The sequence below is a fragment of the Roseateles sp. P5_E1 genome (assembly GCF_054049335.1).
The window spans coordinates 1-16,184 of sequence record NZ_JBFUMN010000008.1 but is presented as its reverse complement, the minus strand read 5'-3'; the positions used below and the strand labels follow the sequence as shown (position 1 = coordinate 16,184).

Sequence of the window (16,184 nt, the reverse complement as noted above, 5' to 3'; positions counted from 1 at the left end):
CCAACTCCAGCATAGCCTTCGTGAAGATAGAGATTCTGCGCCAGAAAACGACTGGCGTTTCGTGGTTTGCGAAGATCAATGCGGCGCGCTGGCCTGCTTCAACATCCCACGCAGCGCGTTGCGGCTGTGCGCACCGAAATGGCCCAGCAGCTCAGCGATGGCCCGGTGCAAGGCATCGCGTTGACCCTGCAGGTCGCGCGCCAGCTCGGGGCCGAACTGGGCTTCGTTGGCAGCAAAGTCCAAATTGGGGTCAGTGACGAATTTCGCCGGCGCGCCGACCACGACGGCTGCATCCGTCGCCGGCCCGGCCTTGAACGCCTCGGCCGCGACGATGTCGCGTACATAGTCGAAACCCCAGGCCGGGTAGCGGCCGTCGCGGGTGGCGTCGCGCAGCGCGAGCTCCAGCGGGCCATCGCGACGCTGCTGCGCGTTGTCGATGATCCAGCGCGTCTGGAACTGCTCCAGCACGAAATGGCGGTTGCTTTGCAGCACGACCAATCCCTGGCGATCTGCCGGCGCGCCCAGCTGGGCCTTGAGGTTGACCCACATCATGTGGCTCAGCGTCGCGCCCGGCGCTGCGCTGGAGTGATAAGGCTGCGTCAGGTCCTCGACATGGTGCAGGGCCATGCCCGCAAAGCGCCAACCCCAATAGGCATGGCCGCTCTGCCAGGCCAACGCGGCCAATGCGCTGTACTGCTGCACGCGCAACTCGGTGAAGGTGCGCGCAAAGCTGGGCGCCAGGGTGTTGAAGACGGCGCCCTGGTGGAAGAAGCCCATGTGAAAAGGAGCCTGCGAGCCGATGGCAACGGCCGCGTTCCCGAAAGGCTGCTTGCCGAAGCCGTAAGCCGGGTCGGCCGGGCTGCCCGGGTTGTCGTCAAAGAGATTGAGGTCGTGGCCGTAGTCGGGCTCGTCGCAGGCCGAGGCCAGCACGGCCAGCGGCGCGACGGTCTCGCCGGGCTGCAGTGTGACGAAGCGCTGGGTCGCGCCCTTGCCCGGGGTGGCGGCACTGACCACGCCGACATCCAGTGCAGAGCGGCTGGCGTCGGGGTTGCGCGGGTCGATCTGCAGATAGAGGGCCAGCCTGGCCTGGGGCGACAGGCGCAGCGCGCGCAGGAAGGCGGCGCGTCGCTCGGCGTCGCTGCGTTTGGCATCGGCCACAAAGCGCAGCGCGTCGGGCCGGGGGGCATGCCCCTTCAGGCGCTCGCGCAGCAAAGCCTCCTGAGCGTCGAGCCGAGCGGCGATGGCCACTTCCTGGTCGCGAAGGAAGTCGACGAGAGGTTCGGCCTTCACGACCGCAACGTTCGCAACCTCGGGCATGCGCTCGAAGGCGCGGTAGCACATGGGGGTGTGGTTGCCCCAGGCCTGCGCGAGGGTCGGCAACAGCAGGGCGAACAGGACGTGGAGGAGGCGCATCGGCGGCAGCGGCATGAGAAGCCGCGCATTCTGGCCCGTGCTGAGCAAAGCCTTGCGACCGAACTCGCGAAACGGCTTGTGGCCCCCTCGCCTTCCGGTGTGCCACGGGCCGGTGAGCCCAGCGCGGCACGCGCAAGTTTTGCTGCTTGCAGATTACGGGCGGGTACGGTTTCGCAGAAGCGGCGATTCGGGAAGCGCGGCTTCGCCAACGCCAAAGACGTCAGCGCCGCGAGCGGCTTCATGAAAGCCCCATGTGCCACGCAGGTGCCGGCTTCTACGATGCGGCACCCCTGCGGAGATCGCCATGATTCTGGTTCAGCGCATCCAAGACATCCTGCTCAAGCCCAAGGACACCTGGCCGCAGATCGCCCAGGAGACCGCCACGGTGCAGTCCCTGTACAAGGAATGGCTGCTCATCCTGGCGGCGATACCGGCGGTGGCGGGCTTCATCGGCATGTCGGTGATCGGAATGGGTGGCTTCGGCATCAGCTTCCGCGTGCCTTTCGTGAGCGGCCTGGTGCATATGGTGGTGGGCTATGTGCTGTCGCTGGGCATGGTCTACCTGCTTTCGCTGCTGGTGAACGCGCTGGCGCCCACCTTCGGCGGCACGCCCGACCCCCTGACCGCGCTCAAGCTGGTGGCGTATGGCTGCACGGCGGGCTTCGTGGGCGGGGTGTTCCAGCTCCTGCCCTCGCTGAGCGTGCTGGGCCTGCTGTGCGGGCTCTATTCGATCTACCTCATCTACCTCGGGCTGCCAGTGCTGATGCGCAACCCGCCGGAGAAGTCCGCCGGCTACACCGCCGTGGTCGTGGTGGCGGGCATCGTGGCCGGGTTGGTGGTGGGCGCGGTGAGCAGCGCAGTACTCGGCATGGGCAGCTGGGGCGGCGGGCATCAGGGTAGCGGCTCGGTGACGCTCAAGGGCCCGGGCGGCGACGTCACCCTCGACACCAGCAAGATGGACGCGGCCGCCAAGCGCATGGAGGCGCTGGGCAAACGCATGGAGGAGGCTCAGGCCAAGGGAGACAGCGCTGCAGCGGGCAAGGCGCTGAGCGAGATGATGGGCGCTGTGACGGGTGCGACCGGGGGGGCCAAGCCGATGCCGGCCGCGGACCTCAAGGCGCTGCTGCCTGAGACTCTCGGCGACTTCAAGCGCACCAGTGTCGAGGCCCAGAGCGGCGGCGCGATCGGCATCAACTCGTCATCCGCCCGGGCCCGCTATGGCAATGGCGACAAGTCCATCAGCCTGGACATCACCGACATGGGCAGCCTCGCCGGCATGGCCAACCTCGCCGGCTGGGCCAACATGACGCTCGACAAGGAGGCCGATGGCCGCATCGAGCGCGTGTTCAAGCAGGGCGACCGCACGGTGCGCGAGGACTATCGCAAGGATGGCTCGCACGCCGAGATGTCGGTGCTGCTGCCCAACGGCGTCATCGTCGAGGCCAAGGGCGAGCAGGTCGGCATCGACCAGCTGCGCGGCGTCATCAGCGGCGTCGACCTCAACAAGCTCGCCACCACAGCGCGCCAGCCCGGCTGAGCGCAGCCGCCTTTCAACCCAGTGCTGCAATCACCTCGGGCGGTGCCTGCACCAGCTCGATCAGCACGCCCTCTCCGCCGATGGGGAACTCATCGTTGCTCTTCGGGTGGATGAAGCAGATGTCGTAACCGGCCGCGCCCTTGCGGATGCCGCCGGGCGCAAAGCGAACGCCCTGCGCCGTCATGGCAGCCACGGCCGCTGGCAGGTCGTCCACCCACAGGCCGATGTGGTTCAACGGCGTGGCATGCACGGCCGGTTTCTTCTCCGGGTCCAGCGGCTGCATCAGGTCCACCTCGACGGCATGCACGCCCTGCCCCAGCGTGCAGATGTCCTCATCGACGTTCTCGCGCTCGCTCTTGAAATTGCCGGTCACCGGCACGCCCAGCAGGTCCACCCACAGGCGGCGCAGCTTGTCCTTGTCCAGCCCGCCGATGGCGATCTGCTGCAGGCCGAGGACTTGGAAGGGACGGGGCGTGGCTTGGGTCATGGCGTGACTCGCGTCAGGTTGTGGGGGGCTGGAGGCGCTGCTGCAGCCTGTCCAGAAGGGCCAAGGCGATGGGCAATCCTTGCCAGCCGGCATCGCCGGGCATACAGCGCTGCAGCGCCTCATCGGAGTGGGTCAGCGGTGCCGCCATGAAAGCGTAGCGGCGGCTCAGCGTCTCGTCGCCCACCAGTTCCAGGAAGCGCAGGTGCAGGTAGAGGGCGAACAGCGGTTTGGTGTGGTGGCTGCCGATGCTGGTGCCACCGACATGCCAGACCGGCGCCTCGCTGGCCATGGGCACGAAGCGCGGCGTCCAGCCCTCTGCCTGGGCCACGATCAGCAGCACGTGCAGGGTGTCGAAGAAGCCCTGGTAGGGCTTCAGGTAGCTGCGCGGCCCGAGATGCAGTTGTGCAAAAGGCTCGGCCACCGAGGCCGGTGCGCGACGGTACAAGCGCGCGTCGACCTGCCAGCGCTCCATCAGCTCGCGCAGCACCGGGGCGTTGAGGAAGAGCAGATGCGTCAGCGGGTAGGCCAGGCCGGTCCCCTCGCTGCGGGCCTCGAAGCAGCTGACCATGCTGTCCCGCCCCGTGGGCAGCAAGCGCGGCAACAGGCCGCCGTCAAAGACGTAGGCGTCATGGTCGAGGATGCCGAAGCTGGCGCCCTCGGTGCGCAGCAGCAGGCTGACGACCGCGCCATGCGGTGCACTGGACGCCGGCAGCGTCGGCAGCACATGCAGGGGCAGCGTCGGGAAGCGCCGCGCCAGCCATTGCCGTTCCCAGCGCCGGGCGCCGTTCGTCAGCAGCACCAGCTGTGCGCTGTCCACGAGCAGGCTCAGGCTGGGCTGCAGGAAATGCAGCGTCTGCGGCATCACGATGACGTAAAGCCGCGGCCGGCCGTCTTGCGGCAGCCGCTGCTGGAACTCGGCGCAGCGCCGCGCGCCGGCAGTGCCGCTCAGCAGCGCCGCATTGCAGGGCTGGGCAAGTGCGCGCCAGGCGCGCAGCAGCACGGCCGCCGGCAACTGCCACAGCAGCGCCTGGGCCTTGCCGAAGCCGCGCTGGCGCAGCGGCGCCAGCGCGGCCCGCAGCACACGCAGATGGGCGAACAGGCCGAAGCGCATCAGCAGCCGGCCAGCTTGAGCCGCCCCCAGAGCCAGCCGGTCTTGTAGCCGGCCAGCACCGCGATGGACTGCTGGTGGACATAGGGCAGTCGCCCGCCCCAACCGAAGAAGCGGTCGCGCAACCAGGGCGCCAGGACGGCGTGGGACTGGAACATCGGCGTCAGGCCCTTGCTGGCCTGACCGTAGAAGCGCAGGTGGGCGCGGCGGCGGCGGCCGTAGCGCTCGAACACGCCGGGCCAGTCGCCACCGACCTCGCTCGCCAGCTCGTGCGCATCGATCAGCGCCATGTTGGCGCCCTGCCCCAGCTGCGGGCTCATGCCATGGGCGCAGTCACCAATGGCCAGCACGCGGCCGTCATGCCAGCGCGCCATGTGGACATCGGCGTAGCGGGCTTCACGCAACTGCCCGGCATCGCGCAGGCCGGCCAGCAGCGGCAAGACGTCGGGAAAGAGCTCGGCCATCTGCTGCTTGATGCGATCCAGCCCAACGCGCTCGCGCCAACCTTCAAGTTCGGCGACGGGCAGACTCCAGAACAGGTTGATGCCTCGTGCGCCATCGGCGTGATCGGCCCTGCCGACCGGCATCAGGCCGATCATCTGCGAGGCCGATCGGAAGCGCTGGCGCAGCTCGATCTGAGGGAAACCAGGCGGCGCCGGCAGCACGGTCCAGACGGCGCCCCAGGGAAAGGCGCGCGCATGCTGGTTGACCTTCATGCCTTCGCGCAGCCTGGAGAAGCTGCCGTCGGCGAGGATCAGCGCGGCATGGCGAGCCTTGGCTCCGCCGGACAAACGCAAGGTGACGCCGGCCTCGTCCTGCTCGAAGCCTTCAACCAGCGCGCCGCAATGCCAGCGGACGCCGAGCTCGCGCACCCGCTTCCACAACATGCCCATCAGCGCGCCGCGCTGGATGCCCAGGCCATAGGCCTCAGGATGGAAGCGCCGGTAGCTCATGTCCAGCACCGCGCGGCCCGAGGGCGTGTCGCCGAACAAGCGGTCTACCCGCGTACCCAGCGCCAGCGCCTCGTCCAGCAGCCCCATGGCCGTGAGCACGCGCTGGCCGGTGGGCTGAAGCAGCAGGCCCGCACCGATGGGTTTGGGCTCGGGCACGGCCTCGTACAGATCAACAGCGACGCCGCGCTCGGCCAGACGAATCGCTGCGGCCGCGCCGGCGACACCGGCGCCGACGATGGCGACGGATTCAGGCAAAGCGCAGGATGGGCTGGTCTACCGACAGGCTCTCGCCCGGCTTGGCCAACACCTCGGCGACGGTCACGTCCTGCGCGGCGGTCAGGATGTTCTCCATCTTCATCGCCTCGATGACCGCCAGCCGCTCACCGGCCTGAACCGTCTGGCCGACCTGCGCAGCCAGGTGCACGAGCAGCCCGGGCATGGGCGACAGCAGCAGTTTGGAGGTGTCCGGCGGTGCCTTGTAGGGCATCAACGTCTGCAATTCGGCCGCGCGCGGGCTCAGCACGGTCAGCTCGATCAACAGGCCGCCATGGTGGATGCGATAGGCCAGCGGGTTCTTCGCCGTGCCGCGCTCAGCCTGGGCGGTAAAGGCCAGGCCATTGACGGTGCCGGTGATGCGCACATCGTTCAGGCGGGAGCTGGAAACGATGCGGTAGTCCTTGCCGCCCACCTGCACGCGTGCCTCGCCCAGCGCGCCCGCGTATTCGCTGATGTGCAGCGCATGGCGCTCGCTGTGGCCAGCGCCGAGATTGACGACGGCAACGTAGTCGTGCTCGATCTGCACCTCGTGGCCGCGCAACTGGCCGCTGATGCCGGCCTCGCGCTCACGTGCCTTGCGGCGGATGAAGCCGGCCAGCGCGACAAGGAAGAGCGGGTCGTCATGCGGCACATCCTCGGCCTTGAAGCCGCCGGCGTAATGCTGGGCGATGAAGCCGGTGTTGAAGTTGCCGGTCGCGAAGTCCGGGTGGGCCAGCAGCGCCGCCTGGAAGGGGATGTTGCTGGACACGCCGCGGATGACGAAGCCGTTCAGCGCCTCGCGCATCTTGGCGATGGCTTCGGCCCGGTCGCGGCCGTGCACGATGAGCTTGGCGATCATCGAGTCGTAGAACATCGGGATCTCGCCGCCCTCGTAGACGCCGGTGTCCACGCGCACGCCAAAGCGCTGCGGCTCGGCCTGCGTCATCGTCGTCTCGGGCGGTTGGTAGCGCACCAGGCGGCCGGTGCTGGGCAGGAAGTTGCGGAAGGGGTCTTCCGCATTGATGCGGCATTCGATGGCCCAACCTTCGCGCTTGATCTGCTCCTGCGTGAATGACAGCGGCTCGCCGGCGGCGACGCGGATCATCTGCTCGACGAGGTCCAACCCCGTTATGCACTCGGTGACGGGGTGCTCCACCTGCAGCCGCGTGTTCATTTCCAGGAAGTAGAAGCCCTGGTCCTTGCCGACGACGAACTCCACCGTGCCGGCGCTCTGGTAGTTCACCGCCTTTGCCAGTTGCACCGCCTGCTCTCCCATCGCGCGGCGCGTGGCCTCGCTGATAAAGGGCGACGGCGCCTCCTCGATGACCTTCTGGTGGCGGCGCTGGATGGAGCATTCGCGCTCCCACAGGTAGACGACGCTGCCCTGTGAATCGCCCAGCACCTGGATCTCGATGTGGCGCGGTTCCTCGACGAACTTCTCGATGAAGACGCGGTCGTCGCCAAAGCTGTTGCGCGCCTCGTTGCGGCAGGACGTGAAGCCCTCGAAGGCTTCCTTGTCGTTGAAGGCCACGCGCAGGCCCTTGCCACCACCGCCGGCGCTGGCCTTGATCATGACGGGGTAGCCGATGCGCGCCGCGATGCCCACGGCCTCCTCGGCCGACAGGATGGGTTCGTTGTGCCCGGGAATGGTGTTGACGCCGGCCGCGGTCGCCAGCTTCTTGGACGCGATCTTGTCGCCCATCGCGGCGATGGAGCCGTGCTTGGGGCCGATGAAGACCAGGCCCTCCTCCTCGACGCGACGCGCGAACTCTTCGTTCTCGGACAGGAAGCCGTAGCCGGGGTGGATGGCCTGCGCACCCGTCTGCTTGGCGGCGCTAATGATCTTGTCGGCGACAAGATAGCTCTCGCGCGACGGCGCGGGGCCGAGCAGCACGGCCTCGTCGGCCAGGTCGACGTGGCGGGCGTCCTTGTCGGCTTCGGAATAGACGGCGACGGTAGCGATGCCCATCTTCCTTGCCGTGGCGATGACCCGGCAGGCGATCTCACCCCGGTTGGCAATCAGGATCTTGGTAAACATGAGGTGCCTCGTTATTTCGTTTTCGCGAGCAGCTTCTTGCGCTGTTCGGTGAAGTGCCACCACGGCTGGGCAGGCCCGCCGTTCATGAAATCGTGGGCAGCCATGAAGGTATCCAGCACGCAGGGGTCATGGCGCTGGCCCATCGGGTCGCGCAGGCGGTCGTAGGTCTTCATCGGGTCCATGCGCTTCACGTCTGCGGGCGTCGCGATGCCCAGGCCGATCAGGTCGGCTTCCATCGCCTTGCCGATGTTGGGGATGTCGGTGAGGCGCTTGGCTTCAGCGGCGCAGCTTGCCTTGCTCACAGCGGGATGTTCCCGTGCTTGCGCCACGGGTTCTCCAGCTTCTTGTCCTTCAGCATCGACAGGCTGCGGCAGATGCGCTTGCGCGTCTCGTGCGGCTGGATGACGTCGTCGATGAAGCCCCGGCTGCCGGCGATGAAGGGGTTGGCGAAGCGGGCCTTGTATTCGGCCTCGCGGGCCGCCAGCTTGGCAGGGTCGCCCTTGTCCTCGCGGAAGATGATCTCCACCGCGCCCTTGGCGCCCATCACGGCGATCTCGGCGTTGGGCCAGGCGAAGTTGACGTCGCCGCGCAGGTGCTTGGAGGCCATCACGTCGTAGGCGCCACCGTAGGCCTTGCGGGTGATGACGGTGATCTTGGGCACCGTGCACTCGGCGTACGCATACAGCAGCTTGGCACCATGCTTGATGATGCCGCCGTACTCCTGTGAGGTGCCAGGCATGAAGCCGGGCACGTCGACGAAAGTGACGACCGGGATGTTGAACGCGTCGCAGAAGCGCACGAAGCGCGCGGCCTTGATGCTGCTCTTGATGTCCAGGCAGCCGGCCAGCACCAGCGGCTGGTTGGCGACGATGCCGACCGTCTGGCCTTCCATGCGCGCAAAGCCGGTGACGATGTTCTTAGCGTAGTCGGGCTGCAGCTCGAAGAAGTCACCGTCGTCGACGACCTTGAGGATCAGTTCCTTGATGTCGTAGGGCTTGTTGGCGTTCTCGGGCACCAGCGTGTCCAGCGAATAGTCCAGGCGCGTGGCCGGGTCGCCGCTGGGGCGGCATGGCGCCTTCTCGCGGTTGGACAGCGGCAGGTAGTTGAAGAAGCGGCGCAGCATCAACAGCGCCTCGACATCGTTCTCGAACGACAGGTCAGCCACGCCGCTGCGGCTGTTGTGCGTGGTGGCGCCGCCCAGTTCCTCGGCGGTCACTTCCTCGTGCGTCACGGTCTTCACGACCTCGGGGCCGGTGACGAACATGTAGCTGCTGTCCCGCACCATGAAGATGAAGTCGGTCATCGCCGGCGAGTAGACCGCGCCGCCGGCGCAGGGGCCCATGATCATGCTGATCTGCGGCACGACGCCGGAGGCCATCACATTGCGCTGGAACACGTCGGCATAACCGCCCAGGGACGCGACACCTTCCTGGATGCGCGCGCCGCCCGAATCGTTCAGGCCGATGACCGGGGCACCGACCTTCATGGCCTGGTCCATCACCTTGCAGATCTTCTCGGCATGGGCTTCGGAGAGCGCGCCGCCGAAGACCGTGAAGTCCTGGCTGAAGGCGAAGGCCAGGCGCCCGTTGATCATGCCGTAGCCGGTCACGACGCCGTCGCCGGGGATCTTGTTGTCCTGCATGCCGAAGTCCACGCAGCGGTGCTCGACGAACATGTCCCATTCCTCGAAGCTGCCTTCGTCGAACAGCAGCTCCAGCCGTTCGCGCGCCGTCAACTTGCCCTTGGCGTGCTGGGCGGCAATGCGCTTCTCGCCACCGCCGAGCCGCGCACGGGCGCGCTTGGCTTCGAGTGCTTGCAGGATGTCTTGCATATGGGTTCAACCCTCGAACGGGAAATTGATCTCCACGCCATTACCGGCGGGGTCTTGGAAGAAGAACTGGTGCTGGCCGGTGACGGGCGAGCGGGACTCGTGGAAGCTCACGCCCAGCGCGCGCAGATGCGCCGCGGTGCCCACCGGGTCAGTGCCGAAGAAGGCCGTGTGGTCGTAGGTCGTCGGGGCGGCGGGGTTCACCGGGCCGCGCACCGCTTCATTGGCCCGCTGCGTGGACAGGTGGACGACCGGGTGGCCGCTGGCATAGAGCCAGTAGCCTGGGCTGTCGAAGTCCGGCCGCGGCCCTTGCTCGAGGCCGAGCACGTCGCGGTAGAAATCGCGCAGCACTGCAAGCAGCTCGGCGGGTGCGCGCAGATTGATGTGATGCAGGCCGGTGATCATGGGTTGCTCCTGAAGGTGGCCAACAACTGGCGTGCCGCGGTGGAGGCCGGCGTGCGACCTTCGCGCACGGCCGCGGTGGCGGCGTCGAGTTGAGCTTGTACGCCGGGATGCGTGACGAAGGCCAGCTTCAACCCCGACTGGATGCGCGCCCACATCCACGCCAGCGACTGCTCGCGGCGCTTGGCCGCCCAGCCGCCGCTGCCTTCACTCGCTGTGCGCAGTGCAGTCAGCGCGTCCCACACGGGCGCTATGCCATCGGCCTTCAGCGCGCTGATCTTCATGACGCGCTGCGTGGCGTGCGCATGGGTGGGCAGCAGGCGCAGCGCCGACGTGATCTGGGCCTGGGCACGCGTGGCGGCCACGTCGTCCAGGTCGGCCTTGTTGATGACGACCAAGTCGGCCAGTTCCATGACGCCCTTCTTGATGGCCTGCAAATCGTCGCCCGCGTTGGGCAGTTGCAGCAGCAGGTATAGGTCGGTCATGCCGGCCACGGCCGTCTCGCTCTGGCCGACGCCGACCGTCTCGACGATGACGACGTCATAGCCCGCCGCCTCGCACAGCAGCATGGCCTCGCGCGTCTTCTCGGCCACGCCGCCCAGCGTGCCGCTGCTGGGACTGGGGCGGATGAAGGCGCGCTGGTCCATGGAAAGCCTTTCCATGCGCGTCTTGTCGCCCAGGATGGCGCCGCCGGACAAGGTGCTCGACGGGTCCACCGTCAGCACCGCCACGCGGTGGCCACGTTCCAGCAGGAACATGCCGAAGGCTTCGATGAAGGTGCTCTTGCCCACGCCCGGAACGCCGGAGATGCCCAGGCGCAGCGCGCCGCCTGTGGCGGGCATCAGCGCCGTCAGCAGCGCATCGGCCTGTTCGCGGTGATCGGCCCGGGTGGACTCGATCAGCGTGATGGCCTTGGCCAGCGCGCGGCGGTCGCCGGCCTTGAGCGGGTCGGCCAGGTTCACGCCGCGGTCTCCCAGCGGTATTCGATGTCGAAGTCCTGTTCCTCGACCACCTTGAAGCCGTGGCGGCGATAGAACTCGTTCGCGCGGCTCTCGCGCAATGCGGCCAGCGTGATCGGCAGGCCTTGCGACTTGATCTGGTCGAGCACCCAGGCGCCCACGCCCTGCCCTTGCGCGGCGGGCCGCAGATAGAGGTGATGCAGCCGCAGTTCGCCCTCGCGCGGCTCGACGGTGAAGTAGCCGACGCGCTCGCCGTCCACGACGAGGTGCTGCATCCACTCGGGCCGGAATTGGCTCTTCAGCCGCGCCCGCGCCACATCGGGGTCGAAGCGGCCCAGCCGCTCCAGACTCTCGCGCAGCGCCTCGATGCGAAGGCTGAGCATGGCTTCGAAGTCAGCGTCAGTAACAGGCGCCAGCGTCGGCGTCATCAGGCGGCCACCTGGGCGCGGATCTGCTCCAGCACGTCCTTGGCACTGGCCGGAATGGGCGTGCCCGGGCCGTAGATGCCCTTCACGCCCGCCGCGTACAGCATGTCGTAGTCCTGGGCCGGGATGACGCCGCCGACGAAGACGATGATGTCGTCGGCGCCCTGCTTCTTCAGCTCGGCAATGATGGCCGGCACCAGGGTCTTGTGGCCGGCCGCGAGCGTCGAGATGCCCACCGCATGGACATCGTTCTCGATGGCCTGGCGGGCACATTCCTCGGGGGTCTGGAACAGCGGGCCGATGTCGACGTCAAAGCCCAGGTCGGCAAAGGCGGTGGCCACGACCTTGGCGCCACGGTCGTGGCCGTCCTGGCCGAGCTTGGCGATCATCACGCGCGGGCGGCGGCCTTGCTCGTCACCAAAGGCCGCGATCTCCTCCTGCAGCTTGGCCCAGCCCTCGGCCGAGTCGTAGGCGGCCGCGTAGACGCCGCTCACCTTGTGCGTGTCGGCACGGTGGCGGCCGAATACGGCCTCCAGCGCGTCGGACACCTCGCCCACCGTCGCGCGCAGGCGCACGGCCTTGATGGCCAGGTCGAGCAGGTTGCCTTCGCCAGTCTCCGCGGCCTGCGTCAGCGCGGCCAGTGCGGCCTGCACGGCGGCGGTGTCGCGCGTCGCCTTGATGCGGTTCAGGCGCTCGATCTGGCCGTCGCGCACCTTGACGTTGTCCACGTCGAGGATGTCGATGGGGTCTTCCTTGGCCAGCTTGTACTTGTTGACGCCGACGATGACGTCCTGGCCGGAGTCGATGCGCGCCTGCTTCTCGGCTGCACTCGCCTCGATCTTCAGCTTGGCCCAGCCTGAGTCCACCGACTTGATCATGCCGCCCTGGGCATTGACCTCTTCGATGATCTCCCAGGCCTTGTCGGCCATGTCCTGGGTGAGCTTTTCCATCATGTAGCTGCCGGCCCAGGGGTCGACGACGCTGGTGATGTGGGTCTCTTCCTGGATGATGAGCTGGGTGTTGCGCGCGATGCGGCTGCTGAACTCGGTGGGCAGGGCAATGGCCTCGTCCAGCGAGTTGGTGTGCAGGCTCTGCGTGCCGCCGAACACGGCAGCCATGGCTTCGATGGTGGTGCGCACCACGTTGTTGTACGGGTCCTGGGCGGTCAGGCTCCATCCCGAGGTCTGGCAGTGGGTGCGCAGCATCAGGCTCTTAGGCGCGGTCGCGCCGAAGCTCTTCATGATGCGCGTCCACAGCAGCCGCGCCGCACGCATCTTGGCGATCTCGAGATAGAAGTTCATCCCGATGGCCCAGAAGAAGCTCAGGCGCGGCGCGAAGTCGTCGACGCTCAGGCCCTTGGCCATGGCCGTCTTCACATACTCCTGGCCGTCGGCCAGCGTGAAGGCCAGCTCCAGCGCCTGGTTGGCGCCCGCCTCCTGCATGTGATAGCCCGAGATGGAGATGGAGTTGAACTTGGGCATCTCCCGCGCCGTGTACTCAATGATGTCGCCGACGATGCGCATCGACGGCTCCGGCGGGTAGATATAGGTGTTGCGGACCATGAACTCCTTGAGGATGTCGTTCTGGATGGTCCCGGCCAGCTTGTCCTGCGACACGCCCTGCTCTTCCGCCGCCACGACATAGCCGGCCAGCACCGGCAGCACGGCCCCATTCATGGTCATCGAGACCGACACCTTGTCCAGCGGGATGCCGTCGAACAGGATCTTCATGTCCTCCACCGAGTCGATGGCCACGCCGGCCTTGCCAACGTCGCCGGTCACTCTGGGATGGTCGCTGTCGTAGCCGCGGTGGGTCGCCAGGTCAAAGGCCACCGACACGCCCTGGCCGCCGGCGGCGAGTGCCTTTCTATAAAAGGCATTGCTCTCCTCGGCGGTGGAGAAGCCAGCGTACTGGCGGATCGTCCAGGGCCGGGCGGCGTACATCGTCGCCTGCGGGCCGCGCAGGAAGGGCTCGAAGCCGGGCAGCGTGTCAGCGTGCGGCAGGTCGGCCACGTCGGCGGCGGTGTAGAGCGGCTTGACCGTCAGCCCCTCGGGCGTCACCCAGTTCAGTGCCGCCACGTCACCGCCCGGAGCGGACTTGGCGGCGGCCTTGGTCCATTGCTCCAGCGTGGCAGTCTTGAACTCCGGGGCGTCCCCGGCGCGGCTGTCGTCCGACATCGAAACTCTCCTGTAACTGGGCCGGCATCTTAGCCGACTGATTATTCATAATTATGAATTCAGAATCGCTACACTCGGCCGCCATGCCCGGTTCCCTCGACCACGCCCCCCTCGCCGCCTCGGCTCTGTATGAGCAGGTGGCCGACCGCCTTCGCCAGCAGATCCTGGCGCGGGAGCTGGAGCCGGGGTCGTGGATCGACGAGCTCAAGCTCTGCGCCGAGCTGGGTATCAGCCGCACGCCCATGCGCGAGGCGCTGAAGGTGCTGGCCTCCGAGGGCCTGGTAACGATGAAGCTTCGGCGCGGCGCCTATGTGACGGAGATGAGCGAGCGGGACGTCAGGGAAGCCTACCAACTGCTCTCCCTTCTAGAAAGTGACGCCGCCGCCGAAATCTGTGTTCGGGCGACGGATGCCGAGTTGAACGAACTCGGCGAACTGCATCGCGCGCTGGAGGAGGCGTTGCCCGACCGGGACGCCTTCTTCGCCGCCAACGAACGCTTCCACCTGCGTGTGCTGGAGATCGACGGCAACCGCTGGCGGCTGCAGATCGTCGGTGACTTGCGGCGGCTGATGAAGCTCAATCGCCACCATTCGCTGTTCCGGGAGGGACGGCTGGCGGAGTCGCTGGAGGAACACCGCGCCATCGTCCAAGCGCTGCTTGCGCGCGATGCGCAAGCCTGCAGGCAGCTTGTCACGGCCCATTTTTGTAACGGACTGAGCGCCACCCAGACAGCTTTGTGAAGGCAGACGGGCGGTGCGTGAACTGCCACCGAAAGCCCGCGCTTATCGGCGTGTGGCTTCGCTAAGTCCTTACTAGCATGGCAATTACTGGGAAAACCACCCCCGGTCCGGGTGTTCGGGCCGTGGGCGGCGGCCTCGGTTCGGGTTGATTCCGGCCGATTTGAGACTTTGTTCCTCAAGTCAAGCGGGGCCGGCCCGATAACCGATCGAAGCACTTGAAATCTAGGGATACGGCCGTGCCACGGCATTGGCCGGCTGCCCCGGGTTGCAAGCCGCCACCTCCATGAGGGCGTGGCCGTCAGCACAGCAGGTACAACCATGGCAAGCATCGTCCCCTTCATTCCGGTCTCCAAGATCCCTGGCCTCACGACCACGTCGATCCGGGATTTCACGACCGAAGACTGGGCCGCCTTCAGCACCGACCAGCTGATTGCGCTGACCACCGTACAGGCCGCTGTGATCACCTCCAGCGGCCTTTCTGTCTTGAGCAGCGACCAACTGCGCGCTTTCCAGACCGAGGACCTGCGCGCCATTTCGACCGCGTCCATCGGCGGCTTCAATTCCGACCAGATCGGCGTCCTGACGACCGACCAGCTGCAGGCCCTGAGCACCGGCCAGATCCTGCAATTGAGCACCGCCCAGTTGCAGGGCTTCAATGCCGCTGACATGGTGGCCTTGACCACCGCCCAGGTCGGCGCCCTGAGCTCGACGCAGGCCAAGGGCTTCTCGACGGACCAACTGTCGGCCCTGGAAGCGGCGGACATCAAATTCCTGTCCACGGCCGCGCTGCGCGCCCTGACCAGCACCCAGCTGGACGGCCTCACCAGCGACCAGCTGCGCGCCCTGTCTTCCAGCCAGATCCTCGCGCTGACCACCGCCCAGGTCAGCACCCTGAACACCGACGACCTCAACACCCTGACGTCGGACCAGTTCAACAAGTTCAGCACGGCCCAGGTGCAGTCGCTGACAACCAACCAACTCAGCCATCTGACGACGGATGGCCTGAACGCGATGGGCTCGGCGCAGTTCGCCACCCTGTCCTCCCTGCAGGTCGGTTCGCTGACCTCCGACCAACTGCCCAAGATGGAGAGCGCCGATCTGCGCGCCATCACGACGGTGGCGCTGCGCGGCCTGAGTTCGGACCAGATCCAGACCCTCACCTCCGACGAGGTGGGCGCATTGACGACCGGCCAGATCGCCGCGCTGACCACGGCCCAGGTGCAAGGTCTGACGGCCGGCGACATGACGGCCCTGGACACTGCCCAGGTGGCGATGCTGAGCGCGGCCCAGGTCGCGCAGCTGAACACCGACCAGTTGTCCGCCATCGATGCAGCCGACATGAAGTCGCTGACGACGGTCGCCCTGCGCGCTCTCACCAGCACCCAATTGGACGGGCTGACCAGCGACCAGCTGCGTGCCCTCAGCTCCGGCCAGATCAATGCCCTGACCACCGATCAGATCCGCACGCTGAACACGGACGACCTGAACAGCCTCTCGTCCGACCAGTTCAACAAGCTCTCCACCGCCCAGGTCGCCGTGCTGACGACCGCCCAGTTGAGCCACCTGACGACGGACAGCCTCAACGCGATGGGCTCGACCCAGTTCGCCGCTCTGAACTCGGCCCAGTTCAGCGCGCTGACGTCCGACCAGCTGCCGACGATGGAGACGGCCGACCTGCGCGCCGTCACGACCGCCGCACTGCGCGGCCTCTCCTCCGACCAGATCCAGACCCTGACCTCGGACGAGGTGGGCGCCCTGACGACGGGCCAGATCGCCGCCTTGACGACGGCCCAGGTCAAGGGCCTGACGGCCGGCGACATGACGGCCCTGGGCACCGCCCAGATCGCCGCCCTGGGCTCGGC

General features: G+C 67.2%; 13 protein-coding genes and 1 pseudogene. 3 read left to right on the top strand and 11 right to left on the bottom strand.

Features of this window, described 5'->3' with window-relative positions:
- Positions 1–75 precede the first annotated feature (75 nt).
- On the bottom strand, positions 76–1,413 hold the full coding sequence (locus ACXJKJ_RS10085; protein WP_457390014.1) for a hypothetical protein: 1,338 nt from the start codon (positions 1,411–1,413) through the stop codon (positions 76–78).
- A gap of 304 nt (positions 1,414–1,717) precedes the next feature.
- Here ACXJKJ_RS10085 and ACXJKJ_RS10080 point away from each other — a divergent pair, with 304 nt between their 5' ends.
- Positions 1,718–2,950, top strand: a complete 1,233-nt coding sequence (locus ACXJKJ_RS10080; protein WP_457390013.1) for a YIP1 family protein — start codon at positions 1,718–1,720, stop codon at positions 2,948–2,950.
- Between the two features lie 13 nt (positions 2,951–2,963).
- Here ACXJKJ_RS10080 and ACXJKJ_RS10075 read toward each other — a convergent pair whose 3' ends face one another.
- Genes ACXJKJ_RS10075 through scpA form a run of 10 tightly spaced genes read right to left on the bottom strand, consistent with a single transcriptional unit; the run spans position 2,964 to position 13,582 of the window.
- Positions 2,964–3,437, bottom strand: coding sequence for a VOC family protein (locus ACXJKJ_RS10075; protein WP_056196628.1), 474 nt, complete (start codon positions 3,435–3,437; stop codon positions 2,964–2,966).
- 13 nt (positions 3,438–3,450) lie between these two features.
- The gene (locus ACXJKJ_RS10070; protein WP_457390012.1) at positions 3,451–4,548 is read right to left on the bottom strand and encodes a hypothetical protein; all 1,098 of its coding nucleotides are present in this window, start codon (positions 4,546–4,548) and stop codon (positions 3,451–3,453) included.
- The gene (locus ACXJKJ_RS10065; RefSeq protein WP_457390011.1) at positions 4,548–5,753 is read right to left on the bottom strand and encodes an FAD-dependent oxidoreductase; all 1,206 of its coding nucleotides are present in this window, start codon (positions 5,751–5,753) and stop codon (positions 4,548–4,550) included. The genes ACXJKJ_RS10070 and ACXJKJ_RS10065 overlap by 1 nt, the downstream gene beginning before the upstream one ends.
- Positions 5,746–7,791, bottom strand: a complete 2,046-nt coding sequence (locus ACXJKJ_RS10060) for an acetyl-CoA carboxylase biotin carboxylase subunit (RefSeq protein ID WP_457390010.1) — start codon at positions 7,789–7,791, stop codon at positions 5,746–5,748. Before ACXJKJ_RS10060 ends, ACXJKJ_RS10065 begins: the two co-directional genes overlap by 8 nt.
- An 11-nt stretch (positions 7,792–7,802) precedes the next feature.
- Positions 7,803–8,093 carry a helix-hairpin-helix domain-containing protein gene (locus tag ACXJKJ_RS10055; protein ID WP_457390009.1) on the bottom strand — a complete coding sequence of 97 codons (291 nt, stop codon included), beginning with the start codon at positions 8,091–8,093 and terminating at the stop codon, positions 7,803–7,805.
- The gene (locus tag ACXJKJ_RS10050) at positions 8,090–9,622 is read right to left on the bottom strand and encodes an acyl-CoA carboxylase subunit beta (RefSeq protein ID WP_457390008.1); all 1,533 of its coding nucleotides are present in this window, start codon (positions 9,620–9,622) and stop codon (positions 8,090–8,092) included. The genes ACXJKJ_RS10055 and ACXJKJ_RS10050 overlap by 4 nt, the downstream gene beginning before the upstream one ends.
- A 6-nt stretch (positions 9,623–9,628) precedes the next feature.
- Entirely contained in the window at positions 9,629–10,024 is a 396-nt protein-coding gene (locus ACXJKJ_RS10045) for a VOC family protein (protein WP_056196607.1), read from the bottom strand.
- Positions 10,021–10,983: a methylmalonyl Co-A mutase-associated GTPase MeaB gene (gene meaB, locus ACXJKJ_RS10040; protein WP_457390007.1), complete on the bottom strand. Its 963-nt coding sequence runs from the start codon at positions 10,981–10,983 to the stop codon at positions 10,021–10,023. The genes ACXJKJ_RS10045 and meaB overlap by 4 nt, the downstream gene beginning before the upstream one ends.
- Complete coding sequence (locus ACXJKJ_RS10035) at positions 10,980–11,363, bottom strand: GNAT family N-acetyltransferase (protein ID WP_457390006.1); 384 nt, start codon at positions 11,361–11,363, stop codon at positions 10,980–10,982. The genes meaB and ACXJKJ_RS10035 overlap by 4 nt, the downstream gene beginning before the upstream one ends.
- Positions 11,364–11,407: 44 nt before the next feature.
- Entirely contained in the window at positions 11,408–13,582 is a 2,175-nt protein-coding gene (scpA, locus tag ACXJKJ_RS10030) for a methylmalonyl-CoA mutase (protein WP_457390005.1), read from the bottom strand.
- 83 nt (positions 13,583–13,665) lie between these two features.
- On the opposite strand from scpA, the gene ACXJKJ_RS10025 reads away from it, so the two are divergent.
- Together ACXJKJ_RS10025 and ACXJKJ_RS10020 are read left to right on the top strand one after the other, a co-directional pair.
- The gene (locus ACXJKJ_RS10025; RefSeq protein WP_457325842.1) at positions 13,666–14,322 is read left to right on the top strand and encodes a GntR family transcriptional regulator; all 657 of its coding nucleotides are present in this window, start codon (positions 13,666–13,668) and stop codon (positions 14,320–14,322) included.
- A 318-nt stretch (positions 14,323–14,640) separates the two neighbouring features.
- A pseudogene (locus tag ACXJKJ_RS10020) lies at positions 14,641–16,184 on the top strand (hypothetical protein); the annotation flags it as partial.